17 protein-coding genes are annotated in these 16595 nt (G+C 45.4%); 1 reads left to right on the plus strand and 16 read right to left on the minus strand.

The window, feature by feature from the left end:
* Window positions 1-76 precede the first annotated feature (76 nt).
* The 6 genes from tnpC to sps_RS09915 form a co-directional block, all read right to left on the minus strand.
* Window positions 77-1639 (minus strand): IS66 family transposase, encoded by a 1563-nt coding sequence (tnpC, locus tag sps_RS09890; protein WP_077751526.1) that lies wholly within the window; start codon window positions 1637-1639, stop codon window positions 77-79.
* Between the two features lie 27 nt (window positions 1640-1666).
* Complete coding sequence (tnpB, locus tag sps_RS09895) at window positions 1667-2011, minus strand: IS66 family insertion sequence element accessory protein TnpB (protein ID WP_077751064.1); 345 nt, start codon at window positions 2009-2011, stop codon at window positions 1667-1669.
* Window positions 2011-2301, minus strand: a complete 291-nt coding sequence (gene tnpA, locus sps_RS09900; protein ID WP_077751527.1) for an IS66 family insertion sequence element accessory protein TnpA — start codon at window positions 2299-2301, stop codon at window positions 2011-2013. The genes tnpB and tnpA overlap by 1 nt, the downstream gene beginning before the upstream one ends.
* A 76-nt stretch (window positions 2302-2377) precedes the next feature.
* The gene (locus sps_RS28485; protein ID WP_077752377.1) at window positions 2378-2572 is read right to left on the minus strand and encodes a hypothetical protein; all 195 of its coding nucleotides are present in this window, start codon (window positions 2570-2572) and stop codon (window positions 2378-2380) included.
* Entirely contained in the window at window positions 2569-3276 is a 708-nt protein-coding gene (locus sps_RS09910) for a glycoside hydrolase family protein (RefSeq protein ID WP_077752378.1), read from the minus strand. The genes sps_RS28485 and sps_RS09910 overlap by 4 nt, the downstream gene beginning before the upstream one ends.
* A gap of 61 nt (window positions 3277-3337) precedes the next feature.
* Window positions 3338-4135 carry an alpha/beta hydrolase gene (locus tag sps_RS09915; protein ID WP_237158044.1) on the minus strand — a complete coding sequence of 266 codons (798 nt, stop codon included), beginning with the start codon at window positions 4133-4135 and terminating at the stop codon, window positions 3338-3340.
* Between the two features lie 430 nt (window positions 4136-4565).
* On the opposite strand from sps_RS09915, the gene sps_RS09920 reads away from it, so the two are divergent.
* Entirely contained in the window at window positions 4566-5222 is a 657-nt protein-coding gene (locus tag sps_RS09920) for a hypothetical protein (RefSeq protein WP_077752379.1), read from the plus strand.
* 219 nt (window positions 5223-5441) lie between these two features.
* Here sps_RS09920 and sps_RS09925 read toward each other — a convergent pair whose 3' ends face one another.
* The 10 genes from sps_RS09925 to sps_RS09965 all read right to left on the minus strand — a co-directional run bounded on the left by sps_RS09925 (window position 5442) and on the right by sps_RS09965 (window position 16563).
* Window positions 5442-5771: a DUF6176 family protein gene (locus tag sps_RS09925; RefSeq protein WP_077752380.1), complete on the minus strand. Its 330-nt coding sequence runs from the start codon at window positions 5769-5771 to the stop codon at window positions 5442-5444.
* A 44-nt stretch (window positions 5772-5815) separates the two neighbouring features.
* Window positions 5816-7810: a tetratricopeptide repeat protein gene (locus tag sps_RS09930; protein WP_077752381.1), complete on the minus strand. Its 1995-nt coding sequence runs from the start codon at window positions 7808-7810 to the stop codon at window positions 5816-5818.
* Window positions 7811-8021: 211 nt separating this feature from the next.
* Window positions 8022-8480, minus strand: a complete 459-nt coding sequence (locus sps_RS28780; protein WP_237158045.1) for a class I SAM-dependent methyltransferase — start codon at window positions 8478-8480, stop codon at window positions 8022-8024.
* The gene (locus tag sps_RS28785; protein WP_237158046.1) at window positions 8468-8788 is read right to left on the minus strand and encodes a class I SAM-dependent methyltransferase; all 321 of its coding nucleotides are present in this window, start codon (window positions 8786-8788) and stop codon (window positions 8468-8470) included. Before sps_RS28785 ends, sps_RS28780 begins: the two co-directional genes overlap by 13 nt.
* Window positions 8789-9013 carry a hypothetical protein gene (locus tag sps_RS09940; protein ID WP_077752382.1) on the minus strand — a complete coding sequence of 75 codons (225 nt, stop codon included), beginning with the start codon at window positions 9011-9013 and terminating at the stop codon, window positions 8789-8791. It lies immediately after the preceding gene.
* A 564-nt stretch (window positions 9014-9577) separates the two neighbouring features.
* Window positions 9578-10858 carry a 2-methylaconitate cis-trans isomerase PrpF gene (gene prpF / locus sps_RS09945; RefSeq protein ID WP_077752383.1) on the minus strand — a complete coding sequence of 427 codons (1281 nt, stop codon included), beginning with the start codon at window positions 10856-10858 and terminating at the stop codon, window positions 9578-9580.
* Window positions 10859-10991: 133 nt separating this feature from the next.
* On the minus strand, window positions 10992-13598 hold the full coding sequence (acnD, locus tag sps_RS09950) for a Fe/S-dependent 2-methylisocitrate dehydratase AcnD (protein WP_077752384.1): 2607 nt from the start codon (window positions 13596-13598) through the stop codon (window positions 10992-10994).
* A 61-nt stretch (window positions 13599-13659) separates the two neighbouring features.
* Window positions 13660-14784 (minus strand): bifunctional 2-methylcitrate synthase/citrate synthase, encoded by a 1125-nt coding sequence (gene prpC, locus sps_RS09955; RefSeq protein ID WP_077752385.1) that lies wholly within the window; start codon window positions 14782-14784, stop codon window positions 13660-13662.
* 180 nt (window positions 14785-14964) lie between these two features.
* The gene (gene prpB, locus sps_RS09960; RefSeq protein WP_077755629.1) at window positions 14965-15843 is read right to left on the minus strand and encodes a methylisocitrate lyase; all 879 of its coding nucleotides are present in this window, start codon (window positions 15841-15843) and stop codon (window positions 14965-14967) included.
* A 54-nt stretch (window positions 15844-15897) separates the two neighbouring features.
* A complete protein-coding gene (locus tag sps_RS09965; RefSeq protein WP_077752386.1) occupies window positions 15898-16563 on the minus strand; it encodes a GntR family transcriptional regulator in 666 nt (221 codons plus the stop codon).
* Between the last annotated feature and the right edge of the window lie 32 nt (window positions 16564-16595).

Consider the following 16595-nt stretch of genomic DNA (forward strand, 5'->3'; position numbering starts at 1 on the left):
GTATACAAAAGTTAACAGCATGTAAACAAGTGAGGGCAGGACGTAACCGATCAATATAGGACGGTATTGCAGGAGATTAAGAAGTCTGCATCAAATCTGATGTGAGTGGGTTGTCGGCAAATTTCGTCTTCCACACTCGCGGCGTGAGTTCTTCAACTTTCGAAGCTGGCTGCTGGCTGACGCGTTGCAGGACATCGACGAGGTAAGTGTAAGGATTAATCCCTTGCAGACGGCAGGTAACCAGTAAACTTTGCAGCATCCCCAACTGCTCCGCCCCCAGTTCGGTCCAGCAAAATAGATAATTTTTCCTTCCCATGGGTATGACTCGTAAAGCTCGCTCCAAGTGATTGGTATCGATAGGCACAGCTGGGTAACTCAAGAAGACCTTAAGTTCTGTTTTTCTATCAAGTGCATAACTAAGGGCCTTGCTTAACGGGTTGCTCGGTAAAATCTCTGGGCGTTGCCGTTGGTCATAGAGCCATTTGAAGAAGCTATCGACGATGGGCTCACTCCACTTTTGCCGATAAGCGAGGATTTCATCGCTGTAGGTCAGGTTATCGCGGATGTGTTTTTCGATTTTGTAGAGCTCGGCGATTTGCTTTAAGGCCTCTTTAGCCAATTCCGGCTCCATGAGTAAAGATTTATCGAAGTAGCGCCTAGTATGAGCCCAACAGGTGGCATGGATGATGTTCGCTTCGTTATCACGATTAAGTGCTTTTATCACATTGGTATAAGCCTGGTAACCATCACTGAGCAGTACACCGGTAAAACCTGTTAACTGTTCCTTGGCGTGCTTAGCTCCACGGCTTGATGACCAGGTGAAGGCGACTTCATCATCTTCACCGTAGATGGGCCAAAAGTAAGTCTGTTTCATCCTACCTTTCGCTTTACGCCCTGCTTTCATCGGTACTTCATCCATGGCCAGTGTAGAGCTGGTGAGGATATGCTGTAGCTGAGCTCGGTAGATAGGCGTTAACAGTTCGATGCCCCGTTTTACCCAGTTAATGAGAGTAGCCCGGCTGACCTGAACGCCGCTATCAAGCATTCTTTGGTGCTGGCGATACAAGGGTAAATGATAGACTCCCTTGTCGACCATGATGCCGGCGATAACAGAGACATCAGCAAAACACCCGTCGAGCACGTTATCGGGTGCAGGTTGTACGCTAAGGCAATGCTCAGTTTTGTGACGGACGACGGAACGCTTGTAGATAAGAATGGTGTAGCTGCCCGGCTGTTGAGCCAAGCGATGAGTCTCTTTATAACCGATAACCTCATACTGCTCAGCATCGTCACCTTCTAGCTCTGGCGCCTTAAGTTCAATAACCTTAGTAGGTACCGTGTCATCAAAGCGCAAGCCGGTGTCATTCACTTCATTGCCGGTGCGTTTTTTTGCTGAGCGGGTATAGGATATCTGTTGCTTGTCTTCAGGCTCTTGCTCCCCAGACTCAAGGCGGTCAAATAAGACTTCTTGATTGGGATTATCCTCTAACAGCTTTTCAGACTTGCGGCCAAATAACTGGCGCTTAAACCAGTCGAGTTGCTGTTGCAGCGTGAGCACTTTTTCAGACAGCTCAGAATTTTGAGCGTTTAGCTGCTCAATTTCTTGTGATAACGAAGCTGTCTGGATAGTTGTTTTCATGGCTGATATTATATCAAAAACAGCCAGTTATAACGAACTAAACCGTTTGTTTTTCACTTGTTTTTGCCAATTAATGCCTTCGATGAGGCACTGTAGTTGAGTCCAGGTGAGATTGATTTTATCCCCGTTACCCTCAACGTGATGAAAGCGGCCTAACTCAAGCCGCTTACTCCACAAACAGTATCCTCCGCGACTGAAATACAGCACCTTCATCATGGTCTGCTTGCGATTAATGAACACAAACAGCTCACCACTCATGGGAGAAGCGTGGAGTTGGTGCTTAGCTAATACGATTAAGCCATCAAACTGCTTGCGCATGTCCACGGGTTTGGCATACAACCATATGCGTAAATCCGGACTGGGCAATAACATCAGTATCGTAGTCGTAAAATGACATCACCAGGGAGCACAAGCTCAATGTTCCAGTTTGGTTTTGGGTCAGGTAACACGGGAAGCTTATCTTGCTTAGCGGGCTCAAGCGCTATCCAGTCGGCTTCGGTAGCCTGGATTTCTGGAGGAACCGTTAACTGCTGGCGCCAACGATTGAAAGAAGAAGTTGAAATGTTCTCCTGATGACAGAAGTCCTGCATAGATAAAGGCGTTGTGCACCACTTGTCCAGGAGGGTAGATTTTTGAGCGTCGGTGAGATGAGGTTTAGCCATGAGCATTCTCAGTATTAGGTTTACCCTGAGAGTAGCCACATCAAATGATCTTAGGAAGACGTCCTATATTGATCGGTTACATAGCAGTGACAATTCCCGCCGCTCCGTGACACCATTGCACCAGCAGCTTTTCAATATTAGGTTTACTGCACAGGATCCAGTTGATTAATTTAACCTCTCTTTTCGCTGCGCCTTCTCTTTTTGCCGAGCTTCCTTTCTTTGCCGAAATAGTTAGCGTGCTAGCCGTGCGCTCTAATATCAATTCAGTCAAATCATCCGGGAGCAGATCAACGCCTTGCAAGAGAATGTTGGCATTACCTGTGATGCCATGACAGGCACCGTAATAGTGCCGTTTAGGGCCAGACTCTGCCACAGCCATTCTCGGGTTTCTGCGTCTTGCCTCCAATTGTCCATCAGCGACTTGGCACCTTTGACGTATACATCTTTCCAGCGAGCTTCGCCGGTTTTACGATACAGTGCTAGCGCCGCATGCATCATGCCACTCTGCCCAGATGTTATCTCATACAGGGGCAGATCTAACGTAGCTTCCATGCACAATAACAGTTTGTCTGATAACTCTCGATTATCTGGCTGAGCTAAAACGGCTGGCATGAGTATGCCTATCTCCCCAAGTTGTAAACCAGGCTCTACTGACACATCAGGGGCTTTCAAGAAGGCTTGATGAATATCAGGTAATAAGTGAGACAGGTCTTTAAGAGGATAGCCGTTCACTTGATAACCATAGCGCTTGAGGATCTGTAGAGCATGTACACATCCTGCCGCGCCTGCGTATGCCGACCATTTAGGCCCGGAGTTAGCATAACTTTCGGCGTCGAGGGGATGCGTCGGCCAACTGGCATTAGGTAAAACTGATTGTTCAATATCATCAAGGATTGATGCTATTTCTGACTGAACACGATCTTGCTGCCATAGCGTTTCGGTAAGCAATTCGTGACGAGATGGTTCAAATAACATCTGTGCTCTTTCCATAGAGATGATAATAAAACTGGCACAGCAGTGAGCAAGCAGAGCTCAATTAGCGAGCCTTAAGAAATGCTTTCATTGACTGATAATATTTAGGATATTGGGAAATATCATTGTGCCCAGCATCTTCTATAAAGACCACCTCTGGAGCGCGATTAACCAATGACTCTATTAACTTGTCAGTGTGTTGGCGGCGAACTATTTTGTCACTCTCAGCCGCTAAAATCAGAGTGTCGGAATGGATGTTCCCAGCACGCTCTACCGAGTTGAACTTGTCTTTGAGTAATATAGACATGGGATAAAACGGAAATTGCTTTTGGGCAATACTTTGAATACTGTCAAATGGCGTCACTAACACCAACTTCTCCACCGGACGCTCCGATGCGATATAAGATGCAACTCCGCTGCCTAAGCTTCGACCGATAACGAATACACTCTCATGGGTCAATACCAGATGGTCATACAGCGCCAAGGCATCTGAGAATAATGCCGTTTCGCTTGGGGTGCCTTCACTACTACCATAGCCTCGGTAATTGACCAGATATATCGAATAAGGCGACGACTCTACTTCTAAGAATTCTGCTTCTAATGCCGGTTTAAATGCTTGTTCAAATTCAGGTGCAGTAAAGGCAACATTTTCGGCATTACCTCCAAAATAGATAATCGCCTTTTTCTGCCCCTTGTTTAATAAGATACTTGTTGTCGATGCGCCATCATTTTCAAAGATGGCTTCATTGAACCTATGCTCCACAGCTCCTGTTGGAAAATAAATAAAGCTACGCTGCATCAAGTAGAGCATGACTCCAAGTCCAACATAAGTGACGATGATTAACATTAAAATTCGATTCATATTTTGCCTTTCCCTAAGATGATGGCCACCTAAGTATTTACCTAACTTTCAAACCGTTTAAGCTCATTTAGCTTGGCCTACCCATCAAAGGAATAGCCAAGCCGATACGAGTTTTAGGTTAACAGCCCCCTTAATAAGCAGTGAGAAACAAAAAAAGGATTAATACATCCTGCGGATGTTATCGGCAAAAAATCACGATAAGTTAAACATTTAAATTGTAAATATCCTTGATATTAACTTGGGAGTCTTTTACCTTCCGAATCAATCATATGATGAAGGTTACATAGTGTCACATGATTGATTTTGTTCTAGTTAAATATACCACTAATTTATTTTAAGTAATATTGTGCAACAAAGCATAAATTACACTCACTACCAAGGATGGCAGTACATTTCCCTTTATATAGGGAGTCGTAACGCCGACATTATTATGCAAAAAAAAATCTTACCTCGCTCTATCATCGCCAGCATCATATTTTCTACCGGTTTGCTAACTTCACCAGCTCATGCAAATCCAGAGAGCGATAGGTTAATTGCGAATGAACCTCTTCAAGTTACGGTAAATAGTAATCCCATTGTTACCGACACTTATAGAAGTTCTATCTTTCTAAATCGAGGCCAAAGAAAGGTGATTTGGAATACGTTTAAACGACCTGCAGATTATGATCAATTAGCCGCGTTCGTTGCTATTTCTTATGGGGACTTATTGAGTGTATCATGTAAAATATCTCTATTTGATGGTAACAATGCACAGCCTTTTAAGGTGCTCGATTGTCGCCGTAGTCAGCAATGGAATCCAACCACTCCAGATGTACCTGTCTTCAACACCTCATTAAGAGCTAAAATTGAGCTTTACAATGCTGATTTCACCAAATCAGGCAAGCGCGTTTCGCTTATATTGACGCCTAATTTTGCCAATCAAAATGACATAGACCAAGACGGTTTACCGGCTTGGTTTGAAATGTTCCATGACCTATCTGACAATGATGCTGCATCCGATATAGATCAAGATAGTTATACCGCACTTGAAGAATATCTTGGTGGTTCAAATCCATTAGATGCTAACAGTGTTCCAGTTAATCCTTAGTTACATCTTGTATACCTATGAATTATGTCAGAGTCACTTCATTCAGCCTGATTGACAGAGTTATTAATGGCAGTGCTATTAAAGACATAGATATACAACAATCACTTTAAGAAACAGGGTTCCTGCGAGCCCTGTTTCAATTATTTAAGCATTACCCTCTTCATATTCGCCCGTTCTAGCCACAACCGATTACCATCATTATATGACCTATGTTCATAGCTACTGACCAGGTATATCCATCAAGGGAACGGCTGAGATATTGCCATTATCGGCAGTGATTTCAGCCATGAGTTCAAAGTGAAATAGATCAATCGGGTGCTTCAATTTCATTGATAGTTCAAACACCCGTTTAATCGATTTAGCGCGTAAGTACCATAACAGATATTGCTGCCCTTCAATCTCAATCTTAAACCAAGACTCAATCTGTACTTGCTCATCTTTTAGCGTCGCCGCAGCTTCACCCAGCCTTGAAGCGATTACGCTTATCCACTGCTCGACTTTAGCTTCGCTGTTTGGCTTAAGCTTGATTACTCCTGATGCATATTCCATTCGTTAACTCTCATCAAATTTACATTCACCTAACTTACTCTCACCTAATTAGCTTGCGTCAAAACCGCTAATTTTTGTTCTATCAACTTAGGCTGACGAGCACTGGTTAGCCCATGCTTTAGGTAACGTAAGGCTTGCTCTTGTTTATCTAGTTTTAAATAGGCATCTGCAATGGCTATATATGAACGAGTATGAGTAGGCTCAATAGCTAGCGCTTGTTGAAATTGTTCAATTGCAAGCTCGCTATCATCCATTTTTGCTGCAATATAACCGAGATAAAACCAGGCAATAGCTAAATTATGACGTTGAGCAAGGGCTTTATTAAACAATTTCCGCGCTTTTTTATAGTCAGACTTTTGTATTTGCAATAAGCCATAGTTGAAATAAATATCGGCAGAAGTCGGCAATAGCACTAATGCTTGTTGAAAATAACGTTCAGCTTGTTCGGTTTTCCCCTGCCCAAGCATGACAATACCATAAAGCTGCTTAGCTTTAGGGTTGTCAGCTTCTAGTTTTAACGCTTTTTGCAAGGTTATTTCAGCTTGCTTAAAGCGTTTCAAACTTATCTGGGCATTGGCCAACGTTAGCCAGGGAGTGATCTCTTTGATGTTAGCTCTAGCTAATTCTGCTGTTAATTTATCTACCATACTCGGAGATTTATAAGTGTGTAATACCGACACCGCTTTATACACCTCTCCTTCAGCATTTTTTGGTGATAATTCAGGAAACAGAAAATCAAGGCCATTGATCCTCGGCGGTATTTTTTCAATTGCAGCCAAACGCGCCTTGGCTCGTGTGGTATTAATTTGAATGCGATGATCTGTCATTACTGCATGGACAACGTCTTGGGTACGCCTTTTGGGCATATGGCAAGCTGTGCAGTCATTACTGTCTGCAACATCTTCAGAGATCTTAGCTTCGTGGGGAATATGACAGGTCTTACAGACTGCTGAGAAATGCTCGGCTCTGTCTTCCTGTGACACCTTTTTATGGGGGTCATGGCAACTGATACAGGCTAATTTGCCTTCACTTTTTTGAAAGCACTCACTTTGCAAGAATCGATACCCATGATGATTGATTTCAAAACGATCTTTTTTAGGTAATTCAGAGTCAACAACATCCACATGCAACAGATAATCATTGAGTATTTCACCAGGCCGGAATGAATATACCGGACGCTCAAACCGCCTTTGGCCGACGATTGCCCCAGAGGGCAGTAAATGACATTGAAAACAGACAGAATCGCGTTGCTTATCAGGTAATCGTGCAGGATTGGTAATAGCAGACCTAATTGACTCAGGGCTGGCGACGTTTAATGCTTGACCCATATGCTTAGCACCTGGTCCATGGCATCGCTGACACCCGGTGCCGTGGGGTAAGTCTTTAGGGAAAGTATGTGGCTTCCAAGCAATATCACTGCCAGTTTCAACTTGCGGAAATGCATTATGGCAAAACATACACTCACGATTGACTTGCCTTAATACGCCTTGATGGTTTTTAGCTTCAAAACCTGGATGCATCTGCCACTGTTTCGTTTCGGAATACCAATCAAGAGGAAGTAAAAACAGTTCGCCATTATTAGTTTGATACAGATAACTTCGCACTTTATTGCCTGAACCCAAAAACCAATCGACCTTTTGTTCAACGAGATTAATAACATTCCCGTCAGCATCCCGTTGGTAGCGCTTGAAGACAATATCTTTACCCACTATCCGCATCTGATAATAGCGTTGACTAGCAGCATGAAACAGCGGCTTAGCATTATAATCGGCAAGAGTATGTTCCAAAGAGGCCGCTTTGAACGACATCGCCATACCCACACTTTGATAGGATTGATACAAGTCGTTATGGCAGACGGCGCAAGCTTTATCATCCACATAACCTACAGCAGCGCCGGTGCTAACGGGGAAACCTAGGGGAGCGTCTTGTCTTGTATCTATGTGATTATTGTTTACTGGAGCAGTGCCAGAGTAACTAGAGAGACTGATAAGCAGTAAGCTGATCAATACTAGCAAACAGAAAGAAAGTTTATTCATCATAATTGTTGTTATTTTTTATTATAGAAAGCTAAACCATTGTCCGTTAATCGAACTAGTATTCCTATCCATATGAAGTTACAGTAATTAATGACACCTCTCAATAAACGAGAGAGATAAAACAACAAGTTTCTAACACAGGCTTATAGTAAAGTATCTCAAACACTTGATTTATTCGGCCAAGAGGGTCAATTCGCTTCAAGTTAATGTTTCTCTATTTTATTGCCACTACGAATCTGACATTGCCACGTTTATCATGAGTATCGCAGTCAAGATTTTTAAGAAACTCATCATAAAAATCGGAGTACTCTTCACCTAAAAGCGCCTTTAGTTTTTTCATTCTTCCAAGCCTTGCTGACCAGCCTTCGATAACATCTGCTGACGCTACGCCAGAAAAATTAAGTTCAGGATCAGTAACATCTTCATCCACATGAACAATATCAAACCCAGCCTGCTGCAACATAGCTTGCATCTTAGTGCCGAAATCAAAGTCATATAAACCAGAGCGATATGATGACAATTCAAACGCCACGACCCTTTCGTAATACTTACTGTCTTTGGCAAGGTTACCTGAGATAAAGCAGGACACATCGAGCAAGGCAATCCAGCCTCCTTCATTCAGTACCGAATATAATGATGTTAGATAACTGAGTGGATCGCTTAGATAGGACAAAGAGTAGCTCGCCCAAACACCGTCACCTCGCCAAAAGAGCGCTGTATTTCAAGATAGTCGATATTTTGAAAGTCACTCACTACAAAGCTTTGGTTGCAGGTTTTTCTGGAATCACAAAACGCAATAAACTCACTGTTGATATCAACCCCAACCACATGCTTCACTTGTCTGGAAAACATCCGCGAGACATCGCCGACCGAACAACCAAGATCAACAATAGTGTCGTTAGCTGTTAGCGGAATAAACTCAACAAAGCGCGCCCAATCTCTCCACCCCTGCTGTTTTTCATACTCTTGAAATAGGTTCAATTATGACTCAGATAACGCTATGGGTAGATCACTTTTTAACACCAGCACAGCAAGAAACACGAAATTGAGTGGCGGAAACAGTGACAATGCGGCACCGACAAAACCTACCATCTTAGGGTTTGTGGTTTTCTTCTTACCCACCTTGTAGCAGATAAAGCTAAATACTGGGATCAGTAATAAAATAATAAAAAATACTTGCCCAATTAACGTCGCGTTAATATTCAATTTTAACTCCTTTTTAAATTGATAATGACTTTCAATAACATAACACGATGATCGTGGATTTAGATACTCATATAGAATTGATGGCCGATCGTTTTTGTTGAAGCCCATGACCCAGACTCTGTACATGTAACTTCGCTGGAAAGTCACAGTGGTGCCCCCCCCTAGAAAATAGGAAAGTACTTTGCGGCTAAATCGTCGAAATGTTCTGCTTGTTAACCTCCTGTGTAGAAAATGCGGCTGTGACCGTCCGTGCCATGGCCAAAAATGTTCCCTATATTTTCTGGCATTCCCCGAGTCAGATGTCATCGTAGAGCCCTGGTGGCCAATTTTGTTCCATACAACATTTGGCATTTCCTCCCCCCCTGGAGGTCAGAAGTGCTTGAGACGTGTCACTGAAGCGTCTGCACATGCCGGGCAGGCGTTAAGGGCCATGAAGGTGCGACCTTACAATAAACCACTAACCACTAACCAGCTAACCAGCTAACCAGCTAACCAGCTAACCAGCTAACCAGCTAAATGAAGCAAATTCACCAGACAAAAAATGGAATCAAGCTTCATTCGAAGCTAACTCTCATCTGGTATTCGCACCCATCCCTCCATCAAGATTCTGGCACTGCGGCTCATAGATGCTTTAGTCACTGTCCATTGGTCATTAACTTGCTCAGCCTCTGCGCCCACTTTTAATGTTCCAGAGGGGTGGCCAAAGTTAACCGCTTCACGTGGCATGATGCTACTAGAGCTAGAGCCACTATTAGCCGCCAGATTCACTAAGGTGCCGGGAACCGCTGCTGCTGTGCCTATGGCAACGGCCGCCGTGCCCATCATAGCGTGATGTAGCTTACCCATAGACAGGGCGCGTACATTAAGGTCGATGTCACTGCTCGCAACTTGCGTACCGCTGGATGAGATGTAATCCATAGCTGGCGAAACAAAGGCGATTTTGGGCGTATGTTGACGAGATTGAGCCTCATCGACATGGCCAATTAAGCCCATCTGCACCGCGCCTATCGCACGCAGTGATTCAAACATCTCCAGCGCCTTGGCATCGCCGTTTATCGCTTCCTGCAACTCATCACCTTGGTAACCAATATCCTCGGCGTTGACGAAGATCGTCGGAATGCCGGCACAGATCATGGTAGCCCTAACTTTTCTTACATCAGCGCCCTGATTGAAGACGCCAACTGGCAAGCTTATCTCATCAACCAAGTTACCCGTTGGGAACATCCCCGGCTCACCGGGTTTTGGTTTGTCTGCAGGGTCGATGAAATCGACGCCAATTTCTGCAGCGGCAAAGGTGACACCGTCTAACTCAAAATCACCGGTTTCCTGCACTTCACCATTAGTTATCGGCACATGAGCAATAATGGTCTTACTGATATTGGCCTGCCAAATCCGTATCACCGCAATGCCGTTCTCTGGAATGCGACTAGCATCGACAAGGCCTGCATGAATCGAAAAAGCGCCGACGGCGGCAGACAAATTGCCGCAATTACCGCTCCAGTCGACAAAAGCCTTATCTATCGCCACTTGGCCAAATAGATAATCCACATCGTGATTATCCTGAGTGCTTTTCGACAGAATCACAGTTTTACTGGTACTGGAGGTCGCCCCGCCCATGCCATCAGTCTGCTTGCCATAGGGATCTGGACTACCTATAACTCTCAGCAAGAGTGCATCACGAGCCGCCCCCGCTTGTTGAGCAGCAAGAGGCAGATCCGTCAGCGAGAAAAACACGCCCTTACTGGTGCCACCACGCATATAGGTGGCTGGCACTTTTATCTGATGTTTATGGGGCTTGTGCCCAGAGGATTTACGCTCAGAAGACTGAGTCAATTCTGGTGTCATTACAAAACTACCTTTTTAAGAAAGCTTTTTAGTAAAGCCTTTAAATAAACAACTTAAGCTCAGATAAACCACAAACTATTAAATACTTTATGTTTTACCTGAGCTTTATTAAACCCGCTTAAAAGTCATTATGTTAATTTACATTTGAGTCCAGAAAGTCTTGGGCGAAGCGTTGTAGAATTCCACCAGCCTCATAGATTGATACTTCTTCAGCGGTATCTAGACGGCACTTAACTGGCACTTCAACCTGATCACCATTCTTACGAGTGATGATTAGCGTTAATGCAGCCCCTGGCATGCGCTGACCAATTACGTCATATGTTTCGCTGCCATCGATGCCATAAGTATGACGGTTCTCACCACTAGTGAACTCCACGGGCAGTACTCCCATACCGACTAAGTTGGTGCGGTGAATACGCTCAAACCCTTCGGCAACAATCACTTCGACACCCGCAAGGCGTACGCCTTTGGCGGCCCAGTCACGAGATGAACCTTGACCGTAATCTGCACCAGCTATGATGATCAACGGTTGTTTGCGCTCCATATAGGTCTCGATAGCTTCCCACATGCGAGACTCGAGCCCTTCGGGTTCGATACGGGCGTATGAGCCTTGCTTAACTTCAGCCTTGCCATTCTTACCAAGCTGAGTCACCATCTCGTTAAACAACTTAGGATTCGCAAAAGTAGCTCGTTGGGTCGTTAAATGATCGCCCCTGTGGGTCGCATAGGAGTTAAAGTCCACCTCAGGTAAACCCATTTTATCCAAATAAGCACCTGCGGCACTCTCAAGCATGATGGCGTTCGAAGGAGACAAGTGATCGGTAGTGATGTTGTCACCAAGTACTGCCAGAGGACGCATGCCCTTCATGGTACGCTCGCCCGCGAGTGCGCCTTCCCAGTAGGGAGGACGGCGAATGTAAGTACTCTGTGGACGCCACTCATATTGCGGGTCGTTGTCGCTGCCATATTCGACTTTAATATCGAACATAGGCTCATAGACCTTACGGAATTGCTCAGGTTTAACACTTTGAGCTATGACCGCGTCTATCTCTTCATCACTGGGCCAGATATCTTTCAAAGTCACATCATTGCCCTGACTGTCTTTGCCAAGTACATCTTTTTCGATATCGAAACGAATAGTACCGGCAATGGCGTAGGCTACGACTAAAGGTGGTGATGCTAAGAAAGCTTGTTTGGCGTAAGGATGGATGCGGCCATCGAAATTACGGTTACCCGAAAGTACCGCCGTGGTGTACAAGTCTCTGTCGATCACTTCTTGTTGAATAACAGGATCTAACGCGCCGCTCATACCATTACAGGTGGTACAGGCAAAACCGACGATACCGAAACCGAGTTGCTCCAACTCTGACAATAATTTGGCATCTTCAAGATAAAGCTGCACCGCTTTCGAGCCAGGTGCCAGTGAGGTTTTCACCCAAGGCTTACGGGTTAACCCTTTAGCGTTAGCATTACGGGCGATAAGGCCTGCAGCAATAACGTTACGGGGATTTGAAGTGTTAGTACAGCTAGTGATGGCGGCGATGATACAGGCGCCATCTGGCATCAACTTACCGTCTTGTTCCACTTTTCCTGTGATCCCAGCAGCCGCCAGTTCACTGGTGGAAACACGCTTATGAGGGTTTGAAGGTCCGGCGATGTTACGACCAACCGATGATAAGTCAAAACGCAGTACACGCTCGTACTCGACATTTTCTAGCGTGTCAGCCCACAAACCAGCTTGTTTGGCATAGTTCTCGACCAGTTTTACCTGGCTATCATCCCGGCCTGTCAGCTTGAGATAATCTATGGTCATCTCGTCGATATAGAACATGGCGGCAGTGGCGCCAAATTCCGGGGTCATGTTAGAAATAGTGGCGCGATCGCCCAATGTCAGCGCTCTGGCTCCTTCACCGAAAAACTCTAAATAGGTCGATACAACTTTCTCACCACGTAAAAACTCGGTGATAGCAAGGACGATATCCGTCGCGGTGATCCCGCTCTGGCGTTTACCCACCAGCTCAACTCCGACAATGTCCGGCACACGCATGTAAGAAGGACGCCCAAGCATCACACTTTCAGCTTCAAGACCGCCCACACCTATGGCAATAACCCCAAGGGCATCCACATGTGGCGTGTGGCTGTCTGTACCGACTAAGGTATCGGGAAATGCAACACCATCACGGGACTGGACAACCGGTGACATTTTTTCCAGGTTAATCTGATGCATGATGCCGTTACCCGGCTGAATAACATCTATGTTTTTAAATGCCGTCTTAGTCCAATTGATAAAGTGAAATCTGTCATCGTTGCGTCTGTCTTCGATGGCACGATTCTTCTCGAAGGCATCTTTCTCAAATCCAGCGTGTTCCACCGCAAGCGAGTGATCAACAATCAGCTGAGTCGGTACAACAGGATTCACTTTAGACGGATCGCCGCCCTTCTCGGCAATAGCATCACGCAAACCAGCCAGATCGACTAACGCCGTCTGACCAAGAATATCGTGACACACCACGCGAGCCGGATACCATGGAAAGTCCAAATCTTGCTTGCGCTCTATGATCTGTTTCAGTGAATCGGTCAGTTTAGCAGGCTCGCAGCGACGAACCAGGTTCTCGGCGTAGACACGAGAACAATAAGGCAGCTTGCTATAGGCACCAGGAGAGATAGCATCGACAGCAGCTTGGGTATCAAAAAAATCGAGGGAGCTGCCAGGAAGCGGTTTACGGAATTGGGTATTCATATGCGTTTCACTTATTTAAATAAGGAACTAGGCCCTAAAACCTAGCTCCTAAACAGCGTGCTTATCTTGCTGCGATTGGCGTGACTTTACGTGGCTCACTGCCTGTGTAATCGGCGCTCGGGCGGATAATGCGATTATTGGTACGCTGCTCCATCACGTGTGCCGCCCAGCCCGTTAGGCGTGAACAGACAAAGATAGGAGTAAACAGCTTAGTGGGAATACCCATAAAATGATAAGCCGAGGCATGGAAAAAATCCGCATTACAGAAGAGTTTTTTGCTGTCCCACATAAACTCTTCACAGGCGACTGAGATATCATAAAGGCTGGTATCACCATGCTCCAGCGCTAGTTTCTCAGACCAGGCCTTGATGATCACGTTACGTGGATCTGACGTGCGGTAAATCGCATGGCCAAAGCCCATGATCTTCTCTTTACGCTCAAGCATTCCCGCCATCTGCACCTTGGCATCAGCTGGTGAACTGAAGGTTTGAATCATGTCCATGGCCGCTTCATTGGCGCCGCCATGTAGCGGACCACGCAAGGTGCCTATAGCACCGGTAATACAAGAGAACATGTCTGATAATGTTGATGCACATACACGAGCGGTAAAGGTCGAGGCGTTAAACTCATGCTCAGCATACAGAATGAGCGATACATCCATCACGCGACGATGTTGCTCAGAGGGGGCTTTGCCATTGAGAAGGTGCAGAAAATGACCGCCGATAGAGTCTTCATCGGTGACACAATCTATCTCAACCCCTTCATGGGAGAATTTATACCAGTAACACATGATGGCAGGAAAAGCAGCGAGTAAACGATTAGCTGCGCGGTTTTGCTCAGAGAAATCATTCTCTGGTTCTAGATTACCTAAAAATGAGCAACCAGTTCGCATCACATCCATAGGATGCGCATCTTGTGGTATGCGTTGCAGCACCTCTTTTAGCGCCTGAGGAAGATCGCGTAGGCTGTTAAGTTCAGCCTTGTAGGTCGCCAACTGATCGAGTGTTGGCAGTTCGCCGTTAAACAGCAGATAAGCCACTTCTTCAAATGTGGCGTTATCGGCGAGATCTGATACATCATAGCCACAATAGGTTAAGCCACTACCCGATTTACCCACTGTACAAAGACTCGTTTCGCCAGCACTTTGACCACGTAGACCTGCACCACTTAATTTTTTATCAACCATTGCTCTAATCCTCAATTTGTTTATTGTGACCTCGCCTCTGCATTTCCTTCACAGAGTTTTGATAACGGGTCATCTATTTTTATCATGCTTTTTGTAAGGTTTTATGACGTTCAATCGCCCAGCGAGCAGTTAATCAATCAACACTCGCCAGGCTTATCAGCTAACTTAGTTTACGATTGATTACTTGTTCTTACCTTCGCTAAAGAGCACATCTAACTTCTGCTCATAATCGTGATAGCCCAGGTAATCGTACAGCTCCATACGGGTCTGCATCTTGTCGGTAACGGCTTTTTGATCGCCATCGGTAAGAATAGTTTGATAGACCATTTCCGCCGCCTTGTTCATGGCGCGAAATGCCGATAGAGGGTAGAGCACCATGGCGCAGCCCCACTCACCTAGCTGCTCTTTATTCCATAATTCGGTCTGACCAAATTCGGTGATATTTGCCAAGATAGGCACATTTAATGCTTCGGAGAATGCACGGTAATGCTCCTCAGTTTTTACTGCTTCAGCAAAGATACCATCAGCGCCTGCAGCTACATAAGCCTTGGCACGCGCAATAGCCGCTTCCAAACCTTCCTGAGCGAAAGAGTCGGTGCGGGCCATAATGAAGAAGTCTGGATCCTTGCGGGCATCGACAGCCGCTTTAATACGATCGACCATCTCATCGGTAGAGACAATCTCCTTGTTCGGGCGATGACCACAACGCTTCTGAGCGACCTGATCTTCCATATGCACGGCTGCAGCGCCTGCTTTTTCCATATCACGTATGGTCTTAGCAATATTAAACGCCCCGCCCCAACCTGTATCGATATCGACCATTAAAGGTAAGTCACAAGCCGCAGTAATGCGCTGCACATCGACAATGACATCGTTCAGTGATGTCATGCCTAAATCGGGCAAGCCATATGAGGCATTAGCCACACCGCCACCGGAAAGGTAGATAGCCTGATGACCAATTTGTTTTGCCATCATGGCGCTGTACGCGTTAATGGTACCCACTATCTGTAGTGGCTGATTATCGGTTAATGCCTGACGAAACTTCTTGCCTGCGCTCATCATTCCCTCTCTTATATTGCTACTTAATGTCTAAAATGCCCGAGGCCGTCTTAATTAACGACTTTGGGATAAATTTTTCTCTACGTTATTTTTCGAATACATGATGTGGCGGCGCATCAAGATCTCAGCGAGTTCTTCATCACGGTTAGAAATGGCTTGTACGATATGCTTATGCTCATCAAACGCTGTTGTCACTCTCGGCCCCGCCATGCCTAGCTGTACTCGGTACATGCGAACTAAGTGATAGATGCCATTGATGAGCATTGAGATAAGGTGCTTATTCTTACTGCCGACTATGATGCGGTAATGAAAGTCGACATCACCGGCTTCTTGGTAATAAGACTCCCCACTTTTGACTTCATCAAAGTGAGAATTTAACAGCTGATTTAGAGCATCTATCTCACTTGTGGTCATATTCTTAGCCGCTAATCTGGCCGCCATCCCTTCTAAGGATTCACGTACCTGGTAAAGCTCAACTAAACCTTCATTGGTGAGGGAAACCACACGGGCACCCACATTGGCTTTACGCTCAACAATATGACAAGAGGCTAAGCGGTTAATGGCTTCACGAATAATGGCTCGGCTAACGGCGTACTTTGTCGACAACTCAGTTTCACTCAGCTTGGTCCCTGATGGGATCTCACCTTCAACAATATCTTTCCTTAATTGAATAAAGGTCTTATCTGCCGCTGTAACTGGCTGTTCGCTAAAAAATGTCATACCTTTAATTAGAGCTTCTTTTTATTAGATTG

Origin of the sequence: Shewanella psychrophila (genome assembly GCF_002005305.1) — a bacterium.
Taxonomy (GTDB): Bacteria; Pseudomonadota; Gammaproteobacteria; order Enterobacterales; family Shewanellaceae; genus Shewanella; species Shewanella psychrophila.